Origin of the sequence: Anaeromyxobacter sp. Fw109-5 (assembly GCF_000017505.1) — a bacterium.
Lineage (GTDB): Bacteria > Myxococcota > Myxococcia > Myxococcales > Anaeromyxobacteraceae > Anaeromyxobacter.
Window position 1 is genome coordinate 654718 of the sequence record NC_009675.1, and the last position, 22939, is coordinate 677656.

26 protein-coding genes are annotated in these 22939 nt (G+C 73.4%); 14 read left to right on the forward strand and 12 right to left on the reverse strand.

The window, feature by feature from the left end:
• Positions 1–14 precede the first annotated feature (14 nt).
• Positions 15–2246, forward strand: coding sequence for a polyphosphate kinase 1 (gene ppk1, locus ANAE109_RS02925; RefSeq protein WP_011984893.1), 2232 nt, complete (start codon positions 15–17; stop codon positions 2244–2246).
• A 23-nt stretch (positions 2247–2269) separates the two neighbouring features.
• Here ppk1 and ANAE109_RS02930 read toward each other — a convergent pair whose 3' ends face one another.
• Positions 2270–2467, reverse strand: a complete 198-nt coding sequence (locus tag ANAE109_RS02930; protein ID WP_041448088.1) for a hypothetical protein — start codon at positions 2465–2467, stop codon at positions 2270–2272.
• Positions 2468–2681: 214 nt separating this feature from the next.
• Between ANAE109_RS02930 and ANAE109_RS02935 the strand changes: the two genes are divergently transcribed.
• Positions 2682–4217 (forward strand): Ppx/GppA phosphatase family protein, encoded by a 1536-nt coding sequence (locus ANAE109_RS02935; protein ID WP_011984894.1) that lies wholly within the window; start codon positions 2682–2684, stop codon positions 4215–4217.
• Between the two features lie 110 nt (positions 4218–4327).
• Here the strand turns inward: ANAE109_RS02935 and ANAE109_RS02940 are convergent, their stop codons facing one another.
• Together ANAE109_RS02940 and ANAE109_RS02945 are read right to left on the reverse strand one after the other, a co-directional pair.
• Entirely contained in the window at positions 4328–4960 is a 633-nt protein-coding gene (locus tag ANAE109_RS02940; RefSeq protein WP_011984895.1) for an outer membrane beta-barrel protein, read from the reverse strand.
• 201 nt (positions 4961–5161) lie between these two features.
• On the reverse strand, positions 5162–5593 hold the full coding sequence (locus ANAE109_RS02945) for a DoxX family protein (RefSeq protein ID WP_011984896.1): 432 nt from the start codon (positions 5591–5593) through the stop codon (positions 5162–5164).
• Between the two features lie 135 nt (positions 5594–5728).
• Between ANAE109_RS02945 and ANAE109_RS02950 the strand changes: the two genes are divergently transcribed.
• Both ANAE109_RS02950 and ANAE109_RS02955 read left to right on the forward strand, forming a co-directional pair.
• A complete protein-coding gene (locus tag ANAE109_RS02950; protein ID WP_011984897.1) occupies positions 5729–6061 on the forward strand; it encodes a helix-turn-helix transcriptional regulator in 333 nt (110 codons plus the stop codon).
• A gap of 61 nt (positions 6062–6122) precedes the next feature.
• Positions 6123–6356 (forward strand): hypothetical protein, encoded by a 234-nt coding sequence (locus ANAE109_RS02955; RefSeq protein ID WP_011984898.1) that lies wholly within the window; start codon positions 6123–6125, stop codon positions 6354–6356.
• Between the two features lie 14 nt (positions 6357–6370).
• Here ANAE109_RS02955 and ANAE109_RS02960 read toward each other — a convergent pair whose 3' ends face one another.
• Positions 6371–6868: a DoxX family protein gene (locus ANAE109_RS02960; RefSeq protein WP_011984899.1), complete on the reverse strand. Its 498-nt coding sequence runs from the start codon at positions 6866–6868 to the stop codon at positions 6371–6373.
• Complete coding sequence (locus tag ANAE109_RS23910; RefSeq protein WP_011984900.1) at positions 6865–7650, reverse strand: YciI family protein; 786 nt, start codon at positions 7648–7650, stop codon at positions 6865–6867. Before ANAE109_RS23910 ends, ANAE109_RS02960 begins: the two co-directional genes overlap by 4 nt.
• A gap of 206 nt (positions 7651–7856) precedes the next feature.
• Here ANAE109_RS23910 and ANAE109_RS02975 point away from each other — a divergent pair, with 206 nt between their 5' ends.
• A complete protein-coding gene (locus ANAE109_RS02975) occupies positions 7857–9083 on the forward strand; it encodes a CHRD domain-containing protein (RefSeq protein WP_011984901.1) in 1227 nt (408 codons plus the stop codon).
• 36 nt (positions 9084–9119) lie between these two features.
• Here the strand turns inward: ANAE109_RS02975 and ANAE109_RS02980 are convergent, their stop codons facing one another.
• Both ANAE109_RS02980 and ANAE109_RS02985 read right to left on the reverse strand, forming a co-directional pair.
• Complete coding sequence (locus ANAE109_RS02980) at positions 9120–9929, reverse strand: Rieske (2Fe-2S) protein (RefSeq protein WP_011984902.1); 810 nt, start codon at positions 9927–9929, stop codon at positions 9120–9122.
• A complete protein-coding gene (locus tag ANAE109_RS02985; protein WP_011984903.1) occupies positions 9926–10477 on the reverse strand; it encodes a YceI family protein in 552 nt (183 codons plus the stop codon). Before ANAE109_RS02985 ends, ANAE109_RS02980 begins: the two co-directional genes overlap by 4 nt.
• Before the next feature lie 194 nt (positions 10478–10671).
• Here ANAE109_RS02985 and ANAE109_RS02990 point away from each other — a divergent pair, with 194 nt between their 5' ends.
• Positions 10672–11163: an RNA polymerase sigma factor gene (locus ANAE109_RS02990; protein WP_011984904.1), complete on the forward strand. Its 492-nt coding sequence runs from the start codon at positions 10672–10674 to the stop codon at positions 11161–11163.
• Positions 11160–11894 (forward strand): DUF4384 domain-containing protein, encoded by a 735-nt coding sequence (locus tag ANAE109_RS02995; RefSeq protein ID WP_011984905.1) that lies wholly within the window; start codon positions 11160–11162, stop codon positions 11892–11894. Before ANAE109_RS02990 ends, ANAE109_RS02995 begins: the two co-directional genes overlap by 4 nt.
• Positions 11895–11932: 38 nt before the next feature.
• Here ANAE109_RS02995 and ANAE109_RS03000 read toward each other — a convergent pair whose 3' ends face one another.
• Positions 11933–12565, reverse strand: a complete 633-nt coding sequence (locus tag ANAE109_RS03000) for a hypothetical protein (RefSeq protein ID WP_011984906.1) — start codon at positions 12563–12565, stop codon at positions 11933–11935.
• A 235-nt stretch (positions 12566–12800) separates the two neighbouring features.
• Here ANAE109_RS03000 and ANAE109_RS03005 point away from each other — a divergent pair, with 235 nt between their 5' ends.
• A complete protein-coding gene (locus ANAE109_RS03005) occupies positions 12801–13679 on the forward strand; it encodes a hypothetical protein (protein ID WP_011984907.1) in 879 nt (292 codons plus the stop codon).
• Positions 13680–13684: 5 nt separating this feature from the next.
• Here the strand turns inward: ANAE109_RS03005 and ANAE109_RS25195 are convergent, their stop codons facing one another.
• Entirely contained in the window at positions 13685–14788 is a 1104-nt protein-coding gene (locus tag ANAE109_RS25195) for a methyl-accepting chemotaxis protein (protein WP_011984908.1), read from the reverse strand.
• A gap of 171 nt (positions 14789–14959) precedes the next feature.
• Here ANAE109_RS25195 and ANAE109_RS25200 point away from each other — a divergent pair, with 171 nt between their 5' ends.
• Both ANAE109_RS25200 and ANAE109_RS03020 read left to right on the forward strand, forming a co-directional pair.
• Positions 14960–15487, forward strand: coding sequence for a GbsR/MarR family transcriptional regulator (locus ANAE109_RS25200; RefSeq protein ID WP_011984909.1), 528 nt, complete (start codon positions 14960–14962; stop codon positions 15485–15487).
• Positions 15488–15578: 91 nt separating this feature from the next.
• On the forward strand, positions 15579–16493 hold the full coding sequence (locus tag ANAE109_RS03020; protein ID WP_011984910.1) for an SDR family oxidoreductase: 915 nt from the start codon (positions 15579–15581) through the stop codon (positions 16491–16493).
• Positions 16494–16565: 72 nt separating this feature from the next.
• On the opposite strand, the gene ANAE109_RS03025 is transcribed toward ANAE109_RS03020, so the two are convergent.
• The gene (locus tag ANAE109_RS03025; RefSeq protein ID WP_011984911.1) at positions 16566–17174 is read right to left on the reverse strand and encodes a lysoplasmalogenase; all 609 of its coding nucleotides are present in this window, start codon (positions 17172–17174) and stop codon (positions 16566–16568) included.
• A 95-nt stretch (positions 17175–17269) separates the two neighbouring features.
• Positions 17270–18181 (reverse strand): SDR family oxidoreductase, encoded by a 912-nt coding sequence (locus tag ANAE109_RS03030; RefSeq protein WP_011984912.1) that lies wholly within the window; start codon positions 18179–18181, stop codon positions 17270–17272.
• A gap of 208 nt (positions 18182–18389) precedes the next feature.
• Between ANAE109_RS03030 and ANAE109_RS03035 the strand changes: the two genes are divergently transcribed.
• Both ANAE109_RS03035 and ANAE109_RS03040 read left to right on the forward strand, forming a co-directional pair.
• Complete coding sequence (locus tag ANAE109_RS03035; RefSeq protein WP_011984913.1) at positions 18390–18689, forward strand: hypothetical protein; 300 nt, start codon at positions 18390–18392, stop codon at positions 18687–18689.
• 158 nt (positions 18690–18847) lie between these two features.
• Positions 18848–19762: a DMT family transporter gene (locus ANAE109_RS03040; protein WP_011984914.1), complete on the forward strand. Its 915-nt coding sequence runs from the start codon at positions 18848–18850 to the stop codon at positions 19760–19762.
• A gap of 10 nt (positions 19763–19772) precedes the next feature.
• Here ANAE109_RS03040 and ANAE109_RS03045 read toward each other — a convergent pair whose 3' ends face one another.
• On the reverse strand, positions 19773–20369 hold the full coding sequence (locus tag ANAE109_RS03045; protein ID WP_011984915.1) for a gluconokinase: 597 nt from the start codon (positions 20367–20369) through the stop codon (positions 19773–19775).
• A gap of 186 nt (positions 20370–20555) precedes the next feature.
• Here ANAE109_RS03045 and gnd point away from each other — a divergent pair, with 186 nt between their 5' ends.
• Positions 20556–21569, forward strand: coding sequence for a phosphogluconate dehydrogenase (NAD(+)-dependent, decarboxylating) (gene gnd / locus ANAE109_RS03050; RefSeq protein ID WP_011984916.1), 1014 nt, complete (start codon positions 20556–20558; stop codon positions 21567–21569).
• Positions 21566–22930, forward strand: a complete 1365-nt coding sequence (gene zwf / locus ANAE109_RS03055) for a glucose-6-phosphate dehydrogenase (RefSeq protein WP_011984917.1) — start codon at positions 21566–21568, stop codon at positions 22928–22930. Before gnd ends, zwf begins: the two co-directional genes overlap by 4 nt.
• The last annotated feature ends 9 nt before the right edge of the window (positions 22931–22939 follow it).

Below are 22939 nucleotides of genomic sequence, written 5' to 3' on the forward strand. Positions count from 1 at the left end.
GTCGCGGAGGTCCGATGCAGAGCCCGGCGGAACCCGCCGTTCCCCCGGAGGTCGTCAGCCCGCGCGCGGGGGGTGACGGCGCGCCCGCCGCCGGCGTAGCAGCCGACGCGGCGGCCGCGGTCGCGCGCGACCTCGCGGCGGACACCGCGAAGCTCGACCCCGGCCTCCTCGTGAATCGCGAGCTCTCGCTCCTCGCCTTCCAGTGGCGCGTGTTCGAGGAGGTCAACGACCCCTCGAACCCGCTCCTCGAGCGCGTCCGCTTCCTGTCGATCGTCGCGGCGAACCTCGACGAGCTCTTCATGATCCGCGTCGCCGGGCTCGAGCAGCAGGTGGCCGCCGGCTTGACCGAGCCGTCGTCCGACGGCCTCACCCCCCTCCAGCAGCTGACCGAGCTGCGCCGCGAGACGCTCCGGCTCACCCGCGCGCTCGGCGCCGCCTGGCAGGACGAGCTCCTGCCCGCCCTCGACGCGGCCGGCATCCACGTCCTCGATCACCCTCAGCTCGACCCCAAGCAGGCGAGCTGGGCGCGCACCTACTTCGACGAGATGGTGATGCCGGTGCTGACGCCGCTCGCCTTCGACCCCGGCCGGCCCTTCCCGCACATCTCGAACCTGAGCCTGAACCTCGCGGTGCTGGTGGAGGACGAGGGCATCGATCGGTTCGCGCGCATCAAGGTGCCGGACACGCTCCCGCGGCTCGTGCCCATCGGGCGTGCGACCGGCGGGCTCGACGGGTCGGGAACGGCGCACCGTCACCACGCGTTCGTCTGGCTGGAGCAGCTCGTGGCGGCGCACGTGGAGCGGCTCTTCCCGGGAGTGAAGGTGAAGGGGGTCCACCCCTTCCACGTCACGCGTGACGCCGAGATGGAGCTCCAGGAGCTGGAGGCGGCGGACCTGCTCGCCTCCGTGGAGCACGGCGTGCGGGAGCGGCGGTTCGGCTCGGTGGTGCGGCTGGTGGTGACGCCGGGGATGCCGGATCACATCCGCGATCTCCTCGTGCACAACCTCGAGATCCAGCCGCGCAACATCCACGTGGTGGAGGGCCCGCTGGCGCTCTCGGGAGTGTCCTCGCTGGCGTCCGTGGAGCGCAGCGATCTCAAGTTCCCGCCGCTGTTCCCGGCCGTGCCGGCCGCGCTGCGAGGGGACGACGACGTCTTCGCCGCCATCCGGCGCCGGGACGTGCTCATCCACCATCCGTTCGAGTCGTTCGGGCCCGTCGTCGAGTTCCTGAGGGCGGCGGCCCGCGATCCCGACGTCCTCGCCATCAAGATGACGCTGTACCGCGTGGGGCGGAACTCGCCCGTCGTCGAGGCGCTCCTCGAGGCGAACCAGAACCGCAAGCAGGTGGCGGTGCTGGTGGAGCTGAAGGCGCGCTTCGACGAGGAGAGCAACATCGGGTGGGCGAAGGCGCTCGAGGCGGACGGCGTCCACGTCATCTACGGGCTCCTCGGCCTGAAGACCCACTCGAAGATCGCGCTCGTCGTGCGGCGCGAGGGCGAGCGGCTCGCGCGCTACGTCCACCTGTCCACGGGGAACTACAACCCGTTCACCGCCGCCGTGTACACGGACCTCGGGCTCTTCACGGCGGACGAGGAGATCGGCGAGGACGCGACGCAGCTCTTCAACTACCTCACCGGCTACGCGCACCCCCGGGAGTTCCGGCGCCTGCTCGTCGCGCCGGTGAACCTCCGCGAGCGGCTCGTCGAGCTCATCGAGCGTGAGACCGAGCACGCGCGCGCGGGGCGCGGCGGCCACCTCGTGTTCAAGGTGAACGCGCTCGCCGACGAGCGGATGGTGGAGCCGCTCGTGCGCGCCTCGCGGGCCGGAGTCCAGGTGGACCTCCTCGTCCGCGGCATCTGCTGCCTCCGCCCGGGCGTCCCGGGCGCCACCGAGAACGTGCGCGTGACGAGCGTCGTGGGGCGGTTCCTCGAGCACAGCCGCATCTTCTGGTTCCGGAACGCCGGCGCCGAGGAGGTCTACCTGGGCAGCGCAGACCTCATGCGGAGGAACCTGTCGCGCCGCGTCGAGGTGCTGTTTCCGGTCACTGATCCGGCGCTCGTGCGCCACCTGCGCGACCGCGTGCTCGCCACGTACCTGGCGGACAACCGCCGGGCGCGCAGGATGCGGGCCGACGGCGAGTACGAGCGGATCCGGCCAGCCGACGGAGAGCCGCCCGTGGATGCGCAGGCGCGGCTGCTCGCCTCGCCCTCGGCGCCCGTCCCGCCCGACGGCCGCGACGGCCCCTGAGGCGGGGACGCCGCCTCGGCGGATCAGGCGCCGCTGACCGCGGCGTGGCCTGCGTCGACGGACTCCACGTGGATGTCCGACACGCGCACGTCCCCGACGTCCTGCTCGATCTCGCTCGCGAACAGCTCGGCCGCCTCGCGGTCGTCCCAGGCGAGGACGTGGGCGACGTGCTCGGTGTCGCCGGAGCCGTACCTGCAGAGGAAGACCGATTCGCGGAGCATGCGCACCTCCCGGCGTGAGCGGATGCGGCTTTGTAGTCGCAACGGTCCGGACGCACCAGCCCCGAAGCCGGCCGCCGCGTTCGTCACGAAACCGTCACGTTCGCGTCGCCGAGACGCCACGCCAGGCGCGGCGCCCACCCGGTCGCCTGGACGCCGGGCGCGGGCCGCTCCGCCCCCGAGCGCACGTCCGAGTGCGCGGCTACACTCCTTCGGCGTGAAGAGCTCCCACCCCGACGTCGTCGCCGCGATCGACGTCGGCACGAACGCCATCCGGCTGGAGATCGCGCGCGCGGGCCCGGGCGAGTCGATCGAGACGCTGCACCAGGAGCGCGATCCCATTCGTCCAGGGGAGGGGGTGTTCGTCACCGGCCGCATGCCGCCGGCCGTGGAGAAGCGCCTCATCTCCACGCTGCGCCGGTACGCGGCGCTGTGCCGGCGTCACTCCGCGCGCGTCCGGGCCGTGGCGACGAGCGCGATCCGCGAGGCGAAGAACGGCCCCGACGTCGTCAGGCGGGTGCGCGCCGCCGCCGGGATCGAGCTCGAGGTGGTCTCCGGTCGCGAGGAGGCCCGGCTGATCTGCGCGGGCGTCCTGCGCGGGCGTCCTCCCGATGCGCCGGCGCTCGTGCTGGACATCGGCGGCGGATCGACCGAGGTGGCGCGCGCGCTCGGCGAGGCGCCGACGGATCTCTGGTCGGTCCCGCTCGGCGCGGTCCGGCTCACGCAGATCTTCGAGACGCGCGGGCGGGTGTCTCCGGCGCGGCTCGCCGCGCTGCGCGCCTACGCCGCCGAGGAGTTCCGCGAGGCGATCCCCCACCCGCCGAGATCCGTCCGCAGGGCGCTCGGCAGCTCCGGGACCATCGGCGCGGCCGTGGGGTTCGCGGCGGACCAGGGGCGCAGCGCGACGCGCGGCGACGTGAGCCGCGCGGTGGACGCGCTCGCGGGGATGTCGCTCCAGCAGCGGGCGCGCGAGTTCGACCCGCGGCGCGCCGAGATCATCGTCGCGGGGGCGGCCATCCTGGAGGCCGCCGCGCGCCACCTCGGCCTCGAGTCGATCGTCGCCGTGGACAAGGGGCTGCGGGACGGCATCCTCGTCGAGCTGGTCCGGAGCAGCTCGGCCCTGCGCGACGCGTCCAGCGCCGAGGCGCTCGTCGGGTTCGGCCGCCGCTTCGGGTTCGACGAGGCGCACGCGACGCACGTCGCGGCCCTCGCCCTCGAGCTCCACGATCGCCTCGCGCCGCTGCACCGGCTGCCGCCCTCGATGCGGCGGGTGCTGGAGGCGGCGGCCCTCCTCCACGACGTGGGCCACGCCGTGTCGGTGCACGCGCACCACAAGCACACCTACTACCTCGTCTCGAACGCGGACCTGCCGGGCTTCTCGGATCGCGAGCGGGAGCTCGTCGCGCTCGTCGCGCGGTACCACCGCCGGAGCGCGCCGTCGCGGGGCCGCGCGGATCTCGAGGACCTCGGGTCGGGCGAGCTCGCCGCGGTGCGGAAGCTGGTCGCGATCCTGCGCGTCGCGGACGCGCTCGACCGCAGCCACCACCAGCCCGTGCGCCGGCTCGCCACGTCGACCCGGAACGGCGCGGTCCGGATCGCGATCACCGCCCGCGGACCGATCGATCTCGAGCTCTGGGACGCCGAGCGCGAGGCGGGGCTGTTCCGGCGGGTCTTCGCGCACCGCCTCGAGCTCGCGCGCGCGACGCGCGGCTCGGGCGGCGCCCAGGCGACGCGGCGCAGCCGAGGCGCGTGAGGAGCGACCGGAGAGGCTGCTGGGGCCCCGGGGCGACCGGCGGACGCTCACGGCCCGGACGAGCCTCTCCCCCGGCGCTCCGGGGGAGAGGAGGCGGGCCGGGAGGTGGCCTAGAGGTCGAACCGCCCGCGGATGCCGAGCTGCAGCCACTCGTGCATCGCCTGATCGTCGATCTCGCCCGAGATCTCCTCGGCGCCGAGGTCCATCGACACGTTCGAGTACCGGCCGACGCTGAACCCCAGGTACGGCCCGATCGCGAACTGCGGGCTCACGGCGTAGTCCGCGCCGGCGGTGAGGTTCAGCAGCTCGAAGCCGCGGTAGGAGAGGGTGGCCTCCTGGCCGCCGGCCTCGGCCGTCAGGCTCCCCCACTCGTACCCGGCGCCGACGCCCGCGAACGGCTGGAGCCGTCCGATCGCGTCGAAGGTGTAGAGCCCCTGCACGCCGACGCGGACGACGCGCGTGGAGCAGTCGGCCCCGTCGCAGTATGCGTCGAACTCGTCGCCGGACTGGCCGAAGCCGTACGACGCGTACCCGCCGAGCGAGAGCTTCGGGGTGAGCTTGTAGCCGGCGTCGAGCTGGATGGGGATCTGGCTCTTCACGCCGTCGGACATCTTGGCGTCCTTGGCGGCGTCGCCGAGCGCCGGGGCATAGCCGAGCCGCAGGCCCAGCGAGACCTGCGCGTGAGAGGTGAAGGGGACGGCGAGCAGCGTGAGGGCGAACACCGCGGCGAGCAGCTTGCGCATGGATCTCTCCTCGTGAAGGTTGAAGACCGGACCGCAGCGCGCGGCACTTCACCGCTCGTGCCACGCGGGCAGGGCGGGAGCCCTCGCAGCGATCTCGGGCGCTTCGGCGGCGTGTGCGCGGCGCGCGCCCGTGCTCGCACGTGAGCCGGGCGCACGGGCGCGGCGACTCCGCACAGGAGGGGCGATGCCGTGTGCTGCGGGTCAACGCGCGCGCGCGCCGCCGCGGAGCACGGCGTCGAGCGACGCCGGCCCCGGGCCTCGCGCCATCACGAACAGGAACAGGAAGCAGTACAGCGCCGCGAGCTCGCCCTTGTTCACCGAGGGCAGCCACGCGAAGTTCGCCACCGCGAGCTTCCAGTGGAACTGGGTGTACGCGACGGCCATCGTCCCGGAGGCGAGGAAGGCCGCCGCGCGCGTGAAGAGCCCGAGCGCGATGAGCGTCCCGCCCACGAGCTCGATGATCCCCCCGAACCAGAGCTGCGTGCCGAGCGCCGGTGCGGGTCCGGCGGGGAGCCAGCCCAGGATCTTCTGGGCGCCATGGAACGCGAACATCGCTCCTGCGACGAGGCGCAGCGCGGCATAGGCAAGGGTCTCGAGGCGCGCCGCGGTCGCGGCCAGTGCACGGGTGTCCATGCCCGATTCCCATAAGCGTCCGCTCTCGCCTCCCGGCGAACCTTTCGGGGACGGTCCTGGCCGCAGCGCTGCCGGAGGTACGCCTTGACTCCCCAATCATCGACCGCTATCGATGCTGGCGGGGGGCAGGTGACCATGCCGGTCGGGCTCACGGACGAGGAATTCTGCGACATCGCCAAAGCGCTGGCGGATCCCCAGCGCTGCGAGATCCTCGAGCGCGCGGCGGCGGCGGTGGAGCTCTCGTGCTCGGCGATCGTCGAGACGACCGAGCTCTGCCAGTCCACGGTGTCGCACCACCTCAAGGAGCTGGTGAACGCGCAGCTCCTCGAGCGTCGCCGCGACGGCCACTTCGCCTTCTACCGGTTCCGGCGCGACGTGATGGAGGCGTACCTCGACGCGCTCCGGGCGCGGACCCTCTCGGGCGCGAACAGGCCCAAGCCCGCGGAACGACGGGCGCGCGGCCGGTGAGCGGATGTGGGTCACGCCGATCGGCGTGAAAATCGACCTCCGTCGATTTAAGTAACGGGCCATGAACACCTGGTCGCTCGTCCCGATGCTGCTCGTCGACCCCGCCGTGCCCGAGGAGGCGAGGCTCGCCCTCCACGCGTCGCTGCTGCTCAGCGACGCCTGCCGCGCCCGCGAGGCGCGCGCGCTCGCGGGCCGCGTGCTCGTCCAGCGCCGGAGGCTGTCGGTCCGCGAGGCGGCGGAGCTGGTCGGGGTGGAGGCCGGGGCGATCGAGTCCCGCCTGCCCTGCGCGGCGTGACGCGCGGCCCGCGGTCAGCTCGCGGCTCGCTCCGATCGCCAGCTCGGCGCCGCTCCCGTGCTCCCCGCGCGGCCCCTTCGCGACGCCATGAGCGTCCGGAGCCGGTCGTCGCGCAGATAGAGCCCGCTCCATAGCAGCACCCCGACGTAGCTCGGGAAGAGGACGTGGGTGAAGAGCGGATCGCCGACGCGCACGTGCGTGGAGACGGCCCCACCGAGATAGCCCGTCAGCAGGACCGCTCCGAGCAGCGAGGTCCGCGGAACGAGGGTGACGGCGATGAGCGCGAGCTCGAGCCCCCCGATCCCGCGGGCGATCGTCGCGGGATATCCGAGCCGAGCGAACGACTCGACGACGGGGTCGAGCTTCAAGAGCTTGATGGTGCCGTCGAAGAGCAGGAACAGGACGGGGAGGGCAGTGAGGATCCGTCCAGCCCACAGCCTCGTCCTCGAGGCGTCTCCCGCGCCGTGCCCGGAGGTCGCGGAGCGTCCGATCGATGTGGCGCGCGCGCTCATGCCCGCCTCCCCTCGGCCGCTCCCCGTCCGTGAGGCTCGACGGGGGCGAGGTCCGAGTCCTCGAACAGCGGGCGAACGTCCAGCTCGACGTCGCCGACCACGGCCGCGAAGCGCCCGGCCCAGTCGAGGAGCTCTTCGCGCGACTTCACCCGCAGCATCACGTAGCCGGCGATGAGCTCCTTCGACTCGGCGAAGGGCCCGTCGATCACGGTGCGCTTCCCCCCGCCGTACCTGAGCCGCCACCCTTCCGAGCTGGGCTTCAGCCCCTCGGTCGCGAGGAGCACGCCGGCCTTCGTCATCTCCTCGATGAGCTTCCCCATCTCCGCCATCGTCTCCGGGTTCGGCGCGGCGAAGGCCTCCGAGCTCTCGTCCGCCTTGTGCATCGCGAGGACGCGCAGCGGCACCTCTCCCGGCGGCCTCGGCGCGACGCCGAGGTCCCAGGGCTCGGTGACCGGGCCGACGTCGATCTCCACGTCGCCGACCACCTGCGCGAAGCGCGTCGCCCACGCGATGGCCTCCTCCATCGACCTCACCTTCATCAGCGCGAAGCCGGCGATGAGCTCGTTCCTCCCGACGAGCGGCCCCTTCGTCACCTCGCGCTCGCCCCGGGAGAAGTTCAGGCGCACCCGCGTCGAGCTCGGCTTCAGCCCCGCGGCGTCGAGGAACACGCCGGCCTGCACCATCTCCTGGATCAGCCTCCCCATCCCGGCGAGCACCTCCGGGCCGGGGAGAACCCCCGCCTCGGTGCTCTCGTTCACCTTGTGCATGATCATGACGCGCATCGCTCCGTCTCCTTGGCTGGGGCCTTAAGGACACGACGAGCGAGGCTCCGCGAGATCGACACGGCTGCCGAGGTCCTCGCGGGCCCTGCAAACGTTCGCTTCGCCGGACGGCGATCGTCCGCGGCGTAGACCCACCTGGTGCGGCATCCCAGCGCCGGCCGCGGTGTCAGTCCCCGTGGCCGTTCGCGCGGGGGAGAGACTGAGCCATGGAACACAGGGTTTGCCGCCGGTCGTCACGGGTCGCGCTGGTCGCGTCGTTCGTCCTCGCCGCCTGCGGCGGCTCCTCGTACGGAGGAGGAGGCGGGAGTGGGGGCGGAGACGGCTACGGAGGCGACGGTGGAGGCGGCGGTGGAGGAACCGCCGCGACGGCCCTGTGGGTCATCCCCGAATCCGCGCCCGCGCTGACGAGCGATGGCCGCGCCGCCTTCACGGCGGGAGGCCTCTACTACAACGCGCACACGGCGGCGAACACGGGCGGTGAGATCCGCGGTCAGCTCGACCACGGCGGAACGCTCCGGCTGGCGACCCTCGACGGCGCCCAGGAGACGCCTCCGGTCACGACGGGCGCGTTCGGTGCGGGCGCGTTCACGGTAGACACGAGCACGGGGCGGATCAGGGGGCTGGTGACGACGTCGGGCCTCGTGAACGCGACCGCCGCTCACGTCCACCTGGGCGCGCGCGGCTCTCCCGGCGGCATCATCGTCCCGCTGTCGGGCGGGCCTGAGGTCTGGGTCGTTCCGGACGGCGCGGCGCAGCTCACCTCCGAGCAGATCGACGCGTTCGAGCGGAACGACCTCTTCGTGAACGTGCACACCTCCGCGAACCCGGCCGGCGAGATCCGCGGTCAGCTCGACAAGGGCGGCACCGTCCAGGTCACGTCGCTCAGCGGTGGGGAGGAGACCCCGCCGGTGACCACGAGCGGCTTCGGCGCGGGCATCCTCGTCGTGGACGACACGACGGGAGTGCCGGGTGGCTTCATCGTCGCCTCGGGGCTCACGGGCGCGAACGCCGCGCACGTCCACCTCGGCGCCAAGGGCACCCCGGGCGGCGTCATCTTGCCGCTCTCCGGCGGGCCCGGTCTATGGGTCGTTCCGGATGGCGCGGGGGCGCTCACCGCGGAGCAGCGGACCGCGTTCGCGGAGAAGAACCTCTATTACAACGTGCACACCGCCGCGAACCCGGGCGGCGAGATCCGCGGCCAGCTCGAGCAGAGAGACCTCGTCCGCATCGCCTCGCTCGACGGCGGCCAGGAGGTTCCGGCGGTGACGACGACGGCCTTCGGCGCGGGCCTGCTCGCGCTCGACGACGGGACCAGCGGCGAGGTGGGCGGGTTCCTGCTGACCGTCGGGCTGGTCGCCCCCAACGCGGCGCACGTGCACTCGGGCTCGCGCGGCACGCCCGGCGGAGTGCTCGTGCCGCTGTCGGGGCCCTGATCGCTCCCGCGGCTCGCGCGCTCACCGCTCGGAGGGTCAGGCCGGGATGCGCACCGTCACCGCCTGGGCATCGGCGGTGACGTCGTATCGCTGGAGCTTCCGAGTCGCGGGACCTTGCTGCACGACGCCGTCCGTCGTGTAGCGCGAGTCGTGGCACGGGCAGATGACGAGCGCGCGCCCCGCGTCGTAGCCGACGGTGCAGCCGAGGTGCGTGCAGATCGCGTCGAGCGCCGCGTACTCAAGGTCGGGGAGCGCGACCACGAGGAGCGCGAGCGGCCGGGGCGCTCCCCCGGGCCGCCCGGCGACCGAGCCTCCCGGTTGCCCGAGCTGCGGGTACTGAGCGAGCGGCAACGTCACCACGCCGGCGTCCCAGCGCGGGAACCCTTCGTCGCCGGCGACGAGGTCCACCGCGAGCTCGCCGAGGCTCGGGTCGTAGAACGCGGCGTAAGGCGTGAGGCCCTGGACCGCGGGCGGGTTCGTGACCCGCCCTTGCAGGTCGAACGTGGACTGGTGACAGGGACAGACCACCTGCGCGCCGTCGAATCCGACCGGACAGCCCTGGTGCGTGCAGACGCTCGACATCGCCACGAAGCCGTCCTCCGTGACGCGAGCGATGAGGACCGGCTCGTCGAGGCCCGGCGCACGCGCTCGCACCGCACCGCCCACCTTCGCCAGCTCCGGGTAGCGAGCGACGAGGAGGCTCAGGCGGCCGCCGACCGGGGCCGGCACGTCCACGAGCGGCGCCGGCGATGCGTCGGGTGCGCAGCCGGGCAGGGCCGCCCCCGCGACGGCGCCGGCGGCGCCGGCGGCGGTCCTCACCAGGAAGCGACGGCGCGTGAGGCTCATCGGTCCGCCTCCAGGTCGAGCTTCGCGTCGATGACGACGCGGTCGTCCACCTTCACGAACATGAGCGAGGGCCGCTCCACGTGGTGCTCCTCGAGGCTGATCGGAAAGCTGGCCTCGGCGTGGGCGCGCTCCGCGGAGTCGAAGCGCACGGTGAGCGCCACCTCGACGGCGCGCGGCGTCTTCAGCGTGAGCACGCCGCGCAGGGCGACCCGGGCTTCGGAGGGATGGGCGTCCGGCGCGTCGAGGCGACCCACGCCCTTGAACTCGACGTACGGGTTCTGCGCCGCGCCCGTGGCCTCCAGCATGTGCGCGTCGCGATTCGAGTTGCCGGAGTCGAACGAGTCGAGCGGCGCGCGGACCATCACCTGCACGGTCCCGTCCGGCAGCACCCGCGCCTTGCCCTCCACGGCGCGGGAGACGCCGTTCACCTCGTGGAACCTGTGGACGAGCCGGTAGGCGAGGGTGCTGCCGGGCAGGACGCTGAAGGTCCGCGGCACGGCCTCGGGTGCGGCGAGGAGGAGGGCGGCGGCGACGATCGACGCGATCACGGGGCACCTCGGAGGGCCGCAACAGGGGTCGCCCCGGGCGGAGGCGCGAGGAGGAGCGGCGGCCCTCTGCCGCTTCAGACACCCGGCTCGAGCCCTCGGTGACACGCCGGGAGCAGCCGCCGTCCCGCCACCCCATTGGGCTCGGCCGCCGCGAGACACTCGCCCCTGCTCGGCGGTGTCATTACGACCGTGCGGTGCCTCTGGACGAGGCGGCGGCTGCCCGGCTGTACCGGACGTACGGACCCGCCGTCTACAGACGTTGCCTGCGCCTCCTTCGCGATCGCGAGCTCGCCCGCGACGCGACGCAGGACGTCTTCGTCCAGCTCCTCCGTCAATGGACCGACTCGACGAAGCCGGAGGTGGTTCTGCACTGGATCTACCGGGTCGCCACCAACCACTGCCTCAACCTGCTCCGCAACGCGCGACGGCACGGCGAACAGCCGCTGGAGCTCTGCCCGGTCCACGCCGTGCCGGGCTCTCCGGCCGAGCCGCAGCGGCTCGTCGCGCAGCAGGTGCTGTCGCGGTTCGACGCGGTGACGCAGGCCGTGGCGGTGGGTGTGTTCGTGGACGGGATGGAGCACGAGGAACTCGCGCGCGCCCTCGGCATCTCCCGGCGGACGGTCAGCCGCCGGCTCGACCGTTTCGTGGAGTCGGCGCGGGAGTACCTGGCCCGAGGTGAAGGATGACGGGCTGCCCGTCCGATCTGAGGCTGGAGGTGCTGCTCCTCGAGCCGCAGGCGCCCGAGGCGCAGCACGTCGCCTCGTGCCCGCCGTGCCAGGCGCGACTCGCCGAGATGCGCGCCGCGGGCGAGGAGTTCCAGCGCGAGGTGTACCCGGCGACGGTGGCGACCGTGACCGTCGCGGTGAGGACGCCGAGGCGCGCGCCGCCCGCACGGCGCTGGGTGCGCCTCGCCGCGCCGCTCGCCGCCGCGGCGGCGGTGATCGCGTTCCTGGCGGCGCGGTACTGGACGACCGCCGCGCCCACCCTCGCGCTCGCCGTGTACGTCGCGGATCCGTCGAGGGCGACGCCCGTCGGAGACGGCGAGCCCGTCCCCGCGGCCGCGGCCCTGCGCTTCGAGGTCCACCCGAGCTCGCCCTGCAACCTCTGGATCCTCTCGGTGGATCCGACGGGCGACATCGCGCGGCTGTATCCGCCCAAGGGCGATCGAGCCTCCGAGGCGATCGTCCACCCGGCGGAGCAGCACCTCTTGCCGACGACGGCCCTGCTCGACGGGCGGGCCGGCCCGGAGCGCATCTTCGCGGTCTGCACGAAGTCCCAGGTGCCGTGGAACACCGTGAAGCAGGCCGCTGCCAAGGAGCTGGAGAAGGGCGACGAGGCGGTGCGGCGGCTCCGCTCGATCGGCGGCCTCCCCGCGGGCTCCTCGCAGACGTCGGTGCTCATCGAGAAGCGCACGTGACGGAGCGGGCCCCCGGGCGGCGTCCACTCCCCGCGGGTTCAGAAGACGAGCACCGTCATCCCGAACGTCATCGCCCCCAGCGTCGAGTAGCCGACGAGCTGGTGCGCGGTCGCGAGGTCACGCTCGGAGAGGCTCCCGGCCTGGCCGCGCGCGACGACGCCGAGGACGATCTGGGTGATCATGCCGGCGGTGGCCACGCCCATGGCGATCTTGTGCAGCAGCGCCGTGTCGAGCCGGGCCGGCTCGGAGAAGGGCTTCGGCGCGAGCACGCCGAGCAGCGCCGTCGTGAGGAACAGCGCGCTGGTGCCGTAGGCGAGGCCGGTGTGCCACCCGTGGTACTTGCCGGTGTCGCCGCCGCCGCGGAAGCGATCGTCGAAGTCGAGCTGCCCGACCGCGGTCGTCGTGGCCAGCGCCGCCCAGGTGGCGATCCCGATGCCGGTGTGCAGCGTCAGCATCTTGCGCCGGGTCTCGAGCTTCCGCTGCACCTCGGGGTTGGCCTTCTTCGCAGGCTTGCCGAGCAGATCGAAGTCCAGCTCGGGGGCCCGCGGCGACAGGTCGGGGCGCTTCTCCTCGCCCTTCCGATCCCTGGGCTCGTCGTCTGCCGCACCGGCCGAGCCGGCGCCCAGCGCCAGGGCCAGGGCAACCATCGATGCACGGGGGGTCGCTCTCATCGGCGTCTCTCGAGTCCGGTCGGGCGAACGGAGCCGCGCCCGCCTCCTCGGAGCGCGGGCCACGTCACCGTGACACCCGAGCCCGCTCGTACGCGACAGGTCGTCCCGTTCGCGGCGGTCCCTGGAGCGGTCCAGTCGGTGAAGCCGGCCCCATGCGACATCCTGTCCAGAACCGCACCGGCGTCTGGGGGCTCTCAGGCTCGATCGCTCGCGCTCCGCCGCGAAAGGACCCGCCATGACCAAGCGCCTCGCCCTCGCCAGCCTCCTGCTCGCCACCTCTGCCCTCGCCGCCGACCCCCAGATGAAGCCGTTCGTGCTCGCCTCACGCGGTGCCGGCGACGTGGAGGCGGCGGCGAGCACGGCGAGGCAGAAGCTCCAGGCCGCCGGGTTCGAGATCGCCGGGAGCTACGCGCCGTACCCCGGCGCCGTGGTGCTCGCGGTGACGAACGAGACGCTGAAGGCCGAAGGCGCGAAGACCGGGTCCGGCGGCTACGTCGCCGCCCAGCGCGTCACCATCACGAGGGTGGGCGAGGAGGTCCAGGTCGCCTTCACCAACCCGGTGTACATGGCGGCGGCCTACCGCCTCCCCGGCGATCTCGCGCCGGTCACGGCGTCGCTCCAGGGCGCGCTGGGGAGGATCGAGGAGTACGGGCCGTCGGAGGGGAAGAGCGCGAAGGAGCTCCGCAAGTACCACTACATGGTGGGCATGGAGTACTTCGACGAGCCGTCGAAGCTCGGCCACTTCGCGAGCCACGACGAGGCGGTCAGGGCGGTCGAGGCCGGGCTCGCGGAGCGGCGCGGCGGCGCGAGCAAGGTGTACCGGATCGATCTCCCCGGCGGGCGGCAGACGGTGTTCGGGGTGGCGCTCACCGACGGCTGCTCGGGCGACGCGCGCATCATGAAGGAGATCGACTTCAAGCCGGTCCGCTCCACCGGCCACCTGCCGTACGAGATCCTCGTCACGGAGGGTGACGTGCGGGCGCTCTACGCCCGCTTCCGGATCGCGGTGAACTTCCCGGACCTCAAGATGATGGGCTCGCACAGCTTCATGGACATCCGCTGCGCGCCCGACGCGATCGAGAAGGCGCTGAAGGCGGTGGCCGGGGCGCGGTGAGGCGCCTACTCGGCGGCGGCCCGGTAGCGCTCGACCGTCGCGCCGAGCGAGTGTGACATCTCCGCGAGCGCCTTCGCCGCCTGCTCGATCCCCGCCGCGCTGCTCACCGCCGCCGAGGTCGCGGCGGAGATCTGGCCCATGGCGGCGACGATCTCGTCGATGCCGAGCGTCTGCTGCCGCGCGGCCAGCGCGATCTCCCGCGCCTCCGTGGCCGAGTCGCGCACGAGGCCCCCCAGGCTGTCGATCGCCGTCGCGGTGCTCCGGGCGAGCGCGATGACCCCGTCGGCGCGCGAGCGCCCCTCGCTCGCCGCGCTCGCGGTCCGCTCCACCCGGGCGAGCACCCCGCCGACGATCCGCGCCACCTCGACGGCGGCGCCGCGGGACTGCTCCGCGAGGGAACGCACCTCGACGGCCACGGTCCCGAACCCGCGGCCGTGCTCGCCGGCCCGCGCCGCCTCGAGCGCGGCGTTCACGGCGAGGACGTTCGACTGCTCGGCGACGTCCTTCACGGTCTCGACGATGTCGCCGATGCGCCGCGCATCGGCCGCGAGCTCCGCGGTGGCCTGCGCGATCGATTCGACCGCGGCGGCGAGGTCCTCGATCCCGCTCACGACCCGCTCCACGGCGCGCTGCCCCTCCGTGGAGAGATCGCCGGAGCGGTCCGTCACGGCGATCACGCCCTCGGCGCGCTCCGCCGAGCGCACCGCCATCTGGGCGATCTCCGCCGCGGACGTGGAGGTCTGCGCGATCGCGCTCGCTTGCTGCGCCGCCCCGGCGGCCTGCTCGGCGGCGCCGCCGCGGATCCGCGTCGCCTCCTCGGCCAGGGATCGCGCCGCCCCGGCGAGCTCGCCGGCGGCCCGGACGTACGCCTCGCGCCGCGCGGCGTCGATCGCGACGGCCCGGTCCTGTCGAACGCCCGCCACGCGCGCGAGCAGCGCGAGGACGAGCGGCGCCAGGGCGACGATCCAGAGGAGCGGCGACCGCAGCGCCGCGGCGAGCGCCGCGGGGCCGACGCCGCCGTGCCGCGAGGCCGCCTCCAGGACGGTGGCGATGACGGGGAAGCAGGCGCCGAATGCGGCGCCGTACCAAGCGTACCTGCGGGCGAACATCTCCGATCCTCCGGGCGACTCCCTCGCGGAGTCGGCGCCGTGACTCTCCCGGATACGACGCCCCTCCGCAACTCGGCGTCCGCTCGCCGGCGCGAAAGCCTTCGCGCCGATCGGGTCCGACCCTGGGCGGTGTTGACGGCGTCGAGCGTTCAGAATAATCTGAACGCAACGATGGCCACGACCGCTCCCGAAACCGTGCAGCGCTTCGTCGAGGCCTGGGGCGCGATGGGGTCGCTCTGGGGCATCAACCGGTCCGTGGCGCGCGTGCACGCGCTCCTCATGGCCACCGAGGAGCCGCTGCCGCTGGAGGAGATCGCGGGGCGGCTCCGGATCTCGAAGGGCAACGCCTCGATGTCGCTGCGCGAGCTGCGGACGTTCGGCGTCGTGCGGCAGGTCGAGGTGGCGGGCGATCGCAGGGACTTCTACGTCACCGAGCCCGACGTGTGGCTCATGTTCTTCCGCATCCTGAAGGAGCGGAAGCGCCGCGAGTTCGATCCTGCCCTCGAGGCCATCCACGCCCTCGTCGACGCCCCTGGGGCGACGGGCGCCGTGCGCGGGCGGCTCGAGCAGATGGCGGACCTGCTCACCACGGTCGAGGGCGTCGTGAACCGGTTCCTCCAGGATCCGCAATCGTCCCGGTCGGCGCTGGCGTTCATCGCCGGCATGCCGTTCGGCCGAAAGCAGAACGGGAAGGGATAGCGCGGAGTCGCATCGGCAGATGGAGGTGTCGTCGCGTCGTAAGTGTTCGCAAAATTCTGAACGCTGGCAGATGTCACGAGGAGGGAGACGCATGAGCCGCCCGCACGTCCACGCGATCACCGGAGCCTTCGGCTACAGCGGACAGGAGATCGCGCGGCTGCTCCTCGCGCGCGGCGAGCGCGTGAGGACGCTCACCGGTCACCCGGAGCGACCGGACCCGTTCGGCGGAAGGGTCGAGGTGACGCGCTTCCGCTTCGACGATCCGTCCCGGCTGCGCGACGCGCTCGCGGGCGTGCGGGTGCTCTACAACACGTACTGGGTCCGCTTCGATCACGGGGCCTCGACGTTCGCGCGGGCGGTCGAGAACAGCCGCGCCCTCTTCCGGGCCGCGGCCGAGGCGGGCGTGGAGCGCGTCGTCCACGTGTCCATCACCAACCCCGCGCCGGACTCGCCGCTGCCCTACTTCCGCGGGAAGGCCGAGGTCGAGCGCGCGCTCGGCGAATCGGGGCTCTCCCACGCGATCCTCCGCCCCGCGGTGTTCTTCGGCGGCCGGGACGTCCTCATCAACAACATCGCCTGGCTGCTGCGGCGGCTGCCGCTGTTCGGCGTGGCGTCCGGTACCTACGGCATCCAGCCGGTGCACGTGGAGGACCTGGCCCGCCTCGCCGTGGAGCACGCGGAGCGCGGCGCCGACGTGGTCCTCGACGCGGTCGGGCCCGAGGCGTTCGCCTTCGACGAGCTCGTGGGGCTCGTCCGGAGGGCCGTCCGCTCGCGGGCCGCCATCGTACGGGTCCCGCGCTGGCTGCTCCTCGGCGCCGCGCGCGCGCTCGGCGCTCCGCTCGGCGACGTGGTGCTCACCCGAGACGAGGTCCTGGGGCTGACCGGGAACCTCCTCGTCTCGCACGGAAGGCCCACCGCCGGGACGCGCTTCTCGGACTGGCTCGCCGCCCACGCGGACGAGCTCGGGGTCGCCTGGGCCTCGGAGCTGGGTAGACACTACAAGTGAATTGACCGGGGGCGCGAACGCACGGAAAGCGAGGACGTCCCCGTGATGGTGGCCCTGCGGCGCCGGAGCGGGCTAACCGACGGCGAGGGCGAGGAGCAGCTGCCCGGCGTAATAGATCGGAAGCCCGATCAGCCGGTTGGCCAGGCCCGGCCGCACGAACCGGTCTCGCGCGACGAGCAGGTCCGAGGCGTAGAAGAGCAGCGCCCCGGCCCGGACCTCAAGCCGAGCGACCCCGAGCGCGAGCCACAGCATCACGCTGATCACGGCGCAGTACGCGACGACCGGGACCCGCATGTCGCCGAGGCCTCTCCAGAGCCAGCGGAGCGCCGCGCCCGTCGCGGCGAGGACGAGGAGCGCGAGCGCAGGCGAGGGGTGCGTCACGCGGGCGAAGGCGATCGCGTACGCGACGTGCGCCAGCAGGAACGCGACGAGCCCGCCCAGGAACGGGACCCGCCGCCCGGAGAGGAGGAGCGCGTCGCCCACGACGGACAGGACCAGGCCCGCGAGGATCCCCCGCTCGAAGGCGCCCTCGACTCCGAGGGCGAGCGCGAGCGCCACGAACGTCGCGGAGGCGCCGAGCTTCCCCACGGCACGTGCGAGCGGCGCTCCGCGCCGGTCCGCGACGAGGTGCAGGGCGAGCAGCGCCGAGACGCACACGAAGGCGATCCACCCGGCGGGCATCTTGGAAGTCGAGCACGACCGGGAGGCTGCGTCCACGCGCCGGGCACGGCCGGAGGGTGGTCGTGCGCGCGACCGCGAGCCGTGCGCCCGGGAGCTCAGCGATACCCGCTCACGTCCGCGGGCTTGCCGGCGTCCTGGACCTCGACGAGGTACCGCCACGCGTCGGGCTGGCTGCCGTCGAGATCGGTGAAGCCGTAGACCTTCGCCAGCTGGCCGCTGGACAGCGACTGACCGTTCCAGCGCGACACGTCGGGGTCGCGGGCGAGCGCGGCGACGGCCCTGCCGACGTAGGCGGGGCTCTCGGAGATGGCGAAGTGGGGCGTCGTCCTGGTCGCGTCGCGCCAGTTCGCCTCCGTGACGCCGTACGCCTCGAGCATGACCTCCGATCGCAACCACCCCGGAGTCAGCGAGACCGCCGTCGCACCGTGGGGCGCCAGCTCGTGCGCGAGCGCGAACGCCATGCGGAGGTTCGCCGCCTTGGCGAGATCGTAGAAGAAGGAGACCCGGTAGTTCGTCGCGTTGTACTCGGCCGTGCCGTCGGTGACCTCGACGACGAGGCCGCCAGGCGTCTTCAGCAGCAGGGGGATCGCGAAGTGGCTGGTGATGGCGTGCGTGTCCACGGCCAGGCGCAGCGTGTGCAGCCCGTAGTCCAGCGACGATTCCCAGGCAGTCTTGCCCCACTCCATCCTGGTGGCGCCAAAGATGTCGTTCACGAGCACGTGCAGGGCGCCTTGCTCCTCCTCGATGCGAGCGACGAGCGCGCGCACCTCGGCCGGCACGAGGTGGTCCACCTCGACGGCGATCCCGTGACCCCCGGCCCCGTCCACGAGCGCCGCGGTCTCCTCGATGGTCTCCGGCCGGTTCATCTCCGAGCGCCGGGAGCGGGTCGTCCGCCCGGTGACGTAGACGGTCGCTCCGGCCGCGCCGAGCTGGACGGCGATCCCGCGTCCGGCGCCTCGGGTCGCCCCGGCCACCAAGGCGACCGTGCCTGCCAGCGAGGTCTTCATGCGGCGGTCCTCCTCGGGGGCGCCCCGGACCGAGCGCAGAGTCACTTAGCTCCGGGGCTTCGCCTCGGCCCGCGCGCCTTTGGGTGGCTTCGTCGCGCGATGCCGGGAAGAGGCCGCCGGGGCGGGTACCCGCGCGGCCGCCGCCACCTTCGGGGCGCCGCCTCGCGAAAGAGTTCCCATTGGTGCGCCGTGTGCTAGGCCTCGATTCATGCGCCCCCGCGTAGCCCGCAAGCGGTCCGACGGGATCATCCAGATCCGGCGGCGTCGACCCTCCGACGCGCTCCTCACCCGCGACGTCGCCAGGCTCGGGCTGCTGATGGGCGGGTGGGCGCTCTTCACCGCCGCGCTGGTCGGGGCGCTCCTCCTCGACGTCGGCGTGACGAGCCTGGTGATCCTGCTCGGTATCGCCGGCGTATCGGCCGCCGTGGCGATGACGAGGGCGGCGCACGTCGACGAGGCGGTCCACGGCGCGCCCACGCCGCCGCCGCCCCCGGGCCGGGCCGGCTGAGGCCGCGCACGGCCTGCGCCGGAGCGGTCTCCCCGCGCGCGGGGTGCGCGTCGCGGAGGAGCACGTGCATCGGTGCGCGCACCCGGTGCATCTTTGCGCGAGCGCCGCGCCCCCTGACCCGCTAGAGCTACCGGCCATCCGGACGCAAGGAGGGCAGGGTGACGCGACGAGGCTGGCTGTTGTTCCTGGCGCTGTGCGTGATCTGGGGGATCCCGTACCTGCTCATCAAGGTGGCGGTCCGCGAGCTCACCCCGGCGAGCCTCGTCTTCCTGCGCACCGCCATCGGCGCGGCCGTGCTCCTGCCCTTCGTGCTCCGCTCCGGCGGCAACCTGCGCGCCCTCCTGCCGCGCTGGCGCCCCATCGTGCTGTTCACGGTGGCCGAGCTCGCCATCCCCTGGCTCCTGCTCTCCGACGCCGAGCGGCGGCTGTCGAGCTCGCTCGCGGGGCTCCTCGTCGCGTCCGTGCCGCTCGTCGGCGTGGTGATCGCGCGGCTGAGCGGCGTCCCGGAGCCGCTCGGAGGCCGCCGTCTCGCCGGGCTATGGGTGGGCCTCGCCGGCGTGGTCGCGCTGCTCGGGCTCGACGTGCGGGGAGGAGAGCTGCGGGCGGTGGCCGAGATGGTGCTCGTCGTGCTCGGCTACGCGGTCGGGCCGATGGTCGTGGCTCGGCGCCTCACCGGCGTGCCCACGCTCGAGGTGGTCACGGTCTCGCTCGCGCTCGGCGCGCTGGGATACGCGCCGTTCGGCCTCGCCCAGCTCCCCGCCCAGCTCCCCTCGGCGGAGGTGCTCGTGGCGGTGGCCGTGCTCGGCGTGGTCTGCACGGCGCTCGCGTTCGTGCTCTTCTTCCGGCTCATCGCCGAGGTCGGCCCGGTGCGGGCCACCGTGGTCGCCTACGTGAACCCGGCGGTCGCCGTGGCGGCCGGCGTCGCGGTGCTCGGCGAGCCGCTCACGGTGGGCACCGTCACCGGGTTCGTGTTGATCCTCGCCGGCTCGTGGCTCGCGACCGGAGCGCCGGCGCGCGCGGCCGCCGCGCCGCAGCCGGTCCCCGTGGCGCAGGACACCCTCGAGCAGGCGTGACGCCGGGGCGTCACGGCGAGGTCGCGGTCGCCGCGGGGTCCAGCTTCAGCGCGGCCAGCGCCGCGGCGACGACCTCCTCCAGCGGGGCGGTCACGTCGATCGTGACGCCGCGCTCGTCCGCGCCGAGGGGCTCGAGGGCAGCGAGCTGCGACGCGAGCAGACGCTCCGGCATGAAGTGCCCGGTGCGCGCGTGAACGCGCTTCGCGAGGAGCTCGGGCGTGCCGGCGAGGTGGACGAACGCGAGGTGGGCCGAGGCGGCGCGAAGGACGTCGCGATAGGCGCGCTTCAGCGCGGAGCAGGTGACGACCGCGCAGCGGCCGGCGCGGTCCCGCTCCTGGATCCACGCCGCGAGGTCGCGCAGCCAGGGCCCGCGGTCGCGATCGTCGAGCGGGACGCCGGCCCTCATCTTCGCGAGGTTCGCGGCGGAGTGGAAGGTGTCGCCCTCGGCCAGCTCGCAGCCGAGCCGCTGCGCGAGCCGCTCCGCGACCGAGCTCTTGCCCGAGCCGGAGACCCCCATCACCACGAGCTGAACCGCGGGCGTCGCGCGGACGGCGTCGGCGCGGGGCTGCGACTCGGGAGGCGTCGGGCCGTCGCTCGAGGGGCTCATGGAACGGTCTCTAGCGAGACCCCGGCGCGGGCGCGTCCCGCGCGGAACGCCGGGGCCTGCCCGCCGGGCGGGCGGAGGAGCGGCCCGCGGCGGCGCGGCGCGACGGCACGTTCCCCGCTACGGAGGCTGCGGGCGCCCTCGTGAGCCTTCGGCCGCGAGCCGCCACGTCCGTGGGAGGAGCGCGTGATGCAGCTCGGAATGATCGGCCTCGGCAGGATGGGCGCCAACATGGCGCGCCGGCTCCTCAGGGCGGGGCACGAGTGCGTGGTGTTCGACACGTCGCCCGCGGCCGTCGAGGCGCTGGCGCGCGAGAAGGCGGTCGGCGCCGGCTCGCTGCAGGAGCTGGCGCGCGCGCTGCGGAAGCCCCGCGCCGTCTGGATCATGGTCCCCGCGGCGGTCGTCGACCGGACCATCGCCGAGCTGGTCCCGCACCTCGAGCGCGGCGACATCCTCGTCGACGGCGGGAACTCGTACTACGTCGACGACCTCCGCCGCGCGCGCGAGCTCGCGCCGGAGGGGATCCACTACGTGGACGTGGGCACGAGCGGCGGAGTGTGGGGGGCGGACCGCGGCTACTGCCAGATGATCGGCGGCGAGGAGGAGGTGGTGCGGCACCTCGATCCCGTGTTCGCGGCGCTGGCCCCCGAGGTCGCGTCGGCGCCACGGACGCCCGGGCGCGAGGGGCGGAGCGGGACCGCCGAGCACGGCTACCTGCACTGCGGGCCGAGCGGCGCGGGGCACTTCGTGAAGATGGTGCACAACGGCATCGAGTACGGGCTCATGGCGGCGTACGCGGAGGGGCTCAACATCCTGCGCGGCGCCTCGGTGGGGAGGCGGCGCCACGAGGTGGACGCGGAGACCACGCCGCTCCGCGACCCGGAGAGCTACCAGTACGAGTTCGACCTGGCCGAGGTGACGGAGCTGTGGCGGCGGGGGAGCGTGATCGGCTCGTGGCTCCTCGACCTCACGGCGGGCGCGCTCCTCCAGGACCCCGCGCTGGAGGGCTACGCGGGCCGCGTGGCCGACTCCGGCGAGGGGCGCTGGACCATCCACGCCGCGATCGACGAGGGCGTGCCGTCCCCCGTGCTGACCGCCGCCCTCTACCAGCGCTTCTCGTCGCGCGGCGAGGGCGACTTCGCCGACAAGGTGCTCTCCGCCATGCGCCACGCCTTCGGCGGCCACGTGGAGAAGAAGCCATGAGCGCGCGCACCGCGGACGGGCTCGTCCTCTACGGAGCGACCGGTGACCTCGCGTACAAGAAGATCTTCCCCGCCCTGCAGGCGATGATCCGCAGCGGGGTCCTGGACGTGCCGATCGTCGGCGTCGCGAGGCGTGGCTGGACCCTCGAGCAGCTCAGAGCGCACGCGAAGGAGAGCGTGGAGCGGCACGGCGGCCTCGACGCGCAGGCCTTCGCGCGCATGGCCGAGCTGCTGCGCTACGTCCACGGTGAGTACGAGGATCCCGACACCTTCCGGGCGCTGCGCCGGACGCTGGGCGACTCCCACCGGGCGGTGCACTACCTCGCCATCCCGCAGGGGCTGTTCGGGCTCGTGACCGAGCAGCTCGCCAGGTCCGGCTGCCTCCAGGGCGCGCGGCTCGTGATCGAGAAGCCGTTCGGGAACGACCTCGCCTCGGCGAAGGAGCTGAACGCCACGCTGCACAAGGTGTTCGCGGAGAAGGACGTCTTCCGCATCGACCACTACCTCGCGAAGGGCACCGTCCAGAACCTCGTCTTCTTCCGGTTCGCCAACACGTTCCTCGAGCCGATCTGGAACCGCAACTACGTCGAGAGCGTCCAGATCACGATGGCGGAGGACTTCGGCGTCGAGGGGCGCGGCGCGTTCTACGACGGGGCGGGGACCATCCGCGACGTGGTCCAGAACCACCTGCTCCAGGTCGTCTCCAACGTCGCGATGGAGCCGTTCCCGCGCAGCGCGGATCCCGAGACGGCGCGCGACGAGAAGGTGAAGGTGCTGAAGGGCATGCCGCCCGTCGAGCCGCAGGACGTCGTGCGCGGCCAGTTCCGCGGCTACCTGGACGAGCCCGGCGTGGCGCCCGGCTCGACGACCGAGACGTTCGTGGCGCTGCACCTGCACGTGAACAGCTGGCGCTGGCAGGGCGTCCCCTTCTACATCCGCGCCGGCAAGAAGCTCCCGGTCACGCGGACCGAGGTCGTCGTCCGGCTCCGCCAGCCGCCCACGATCGTGGAGGGGATCGCCTTCCCGCCCAACTACGTCCGCTTCCGGCTCAGCCCCGACTTCGTCATCGCGCTGGGCGCGATGGTCCGCGCGCCGGGCGAGCGGCTCGCGGGGCGCGAGGTGGAGCTGGACGTGACGCACGTCGCGGGCAAGGACCCGCAGCCCTACGAGCAGCTGCTCGGCGACGCGCTGGTCGGCGACCCCTTCCGCTTCGCGCGGCAGGACTACGTGGAGGAGGCGTGGCGCATCGTCGATCCGGCCGTGAAGGCCGACACCCCGCTCCACGTGTACGAGCCGGGGAGCTGGGGCCCGAAGGAGGCGGAAGACATGGTCCCGGGAGGCTGGTTCACGGCCAGAGAGTAGGGGGAGCGC

Excerpts from the sequence above, each read along its gene's own strand:
- ppk1 (WP_011984893.1), top strand. The coding sequence starts at position 15 with ATGCAGAGCCCGGCGGAACCCGCCGTTCCCCCGGAGGTCGTCAGCCCG.
- ANAE109_RS02930 (WP_041448088.1), bottom strand. The coding sequence starts at position 2,467 with ATGCTCCGCGAATCGGTCTTCCTCTGCAGGTACGGCTCCGGCGACACC.
- ANAE109_RS02940 (WP_011984895.1), bottom strand. The coding sequence starts at position 4,960 with ATGCGCAAGCTGCTCGCCGCGGTGTTCGCCCTCACGCTGCTCGCCGTC.
- ANAE109_RS02945 (WP_011984896.1), bottom strand. The coding sequence starts at position 5,593 with ATGGACACCCGTGCACTGGCCGCGACCGCGGCGCGCCTCGAGACCCTT.
- ANAE109_RS02950 (WP_011984897.1), top strand. The coding sequence starts at position 5,729 with ATGCCGGTCGGGCTCACGGACGAGGAATTCTGCGACATCGCCAAAGCG.
- ANAE109_RS02955 (WP_011984898.1), top strand. The coding sequence starts at position 6,123 with ATGAACACCTGGTCGCTCGTCCCGATGCTGCTCGTCGACCCCGCCGTG.
- ANAE109_RS02960 (WP_011984899.1), bottom strand. The coding sequence starts at position 6,868 with ATGAGCGCGCGCGCCACATCGATCGGACGCTCCGCGACCTCCGGGCAC.
- ANAE109_RS23910 (WP_011984900.1), bottom strand. The coding sequence starts at position 7,650 with ATGCGCGTCATGATCATGCACAAGGTGAACGAGAGCACCGAGGCGGGG.
- ANAE109_RS02975 (WP_011984901.1), top strand. The coding sequence starts at position 7,857 with ATGGAACACAGGGTTTGCCGCCGGTCGTCACGGGTCGCGCTGGTCGCG.
- ANAE109_RS02980 (WP_011984902.1), bottom strand. The coding sequence starts at position 9,929 with ATGAGCCTCACGCGCCGTCGCTTCCTGGTGAGGACCGCCGCCGGCGCC.
- ANAE109_RS02995 (WP_011984905.1), top strand. The coding sequence starts at position 11,160 with ATGACGGGCTGCCCGTCCGATCTGAGGCTGGAGGTGCTGCTCCTCGAG.
- ANAE109_RS03000 (WP_011984906.1), bottom strand. The coding sequence starts at position 12,565 with ATGAGAGCGACCCCCCGTGCATCGATGGTTGCCCTGGCCCTGGCGCTG.
- ANAE109_RS03005 (WP_011984907.1), top strand. The coding sequence starts at position 12,801 with ATGACCAAGCGCCTCGCCCTCGCCAGCCTCCTGCTCGCCACCTCTGCC.
- ANAE109_RS25195 (WP_011984908.1), bottom strand. The coding sequence starts at position 14,788 with ATGTTCGCCCGCAGGTACGCTTGGTACGGCGCCGCATTCGGCGCCTGC.
- ANAE109_RS25200 (WP_011984909.1), top strand. The coding sequence starts at position 14,960 with ATGGCCACGACCGCTCCCGAAACCGTGCAGCGCTTCGTCGAGGCCTGG.
- ANAE109_RS03020 (WP_011984910.1), top strand. The coding sequence starts at position 15,579 with ATGAGCCGCCCGCACGTCCACGCGATCACCGGAGCCTTCGGCTACAGC.
- ANAE109_RS03025 (WP_011984911.1), bottom strand. The coding sequence starts at position 17,174 with ATGCCCGCCGGGTGGATCGCCTTCGTGTGCGTCTCGGCGCTGCTCGCC.
- ANAE109_RS03030 (WP_011984912.1), bottom strand. The coding sequence starts at position 18,181 with ATGAAGACCTCGCTGGCAGGCACGGTCGCCTTGGTGGCCGGGGCGACC.
- ANAE109_RS03035 (WP_011984913.1), top strand. The coding sequence starts at position 18,390 with ATGCGCCCCCGCGTAGCCCGCAAGCGGTCCGACGGGATCATCCAGATC.
- ANAE109_RS03045 (WP_011984915.1), bottom strand. The coding sequence starts at position 20,369 with ATGAGCCCCTCGAGCGACGGCCCGACGCCTCCCGAGTCGCAGCCCCGC.
- gnd (WP_011984916.1), top strand. The coding sequence starts at position 20,556 with ATGCAGCTCGGAATGATCGGCCTCGGCAGGATGGGCGCCAACATGGCG.
- zwf (WP_011984917.1), top strand. The coding sequence starts at position 21,566 with ATGAGCGCGCGCACCGCGGACGGGCTCGTCCTCTACGGAGCGACCGGT.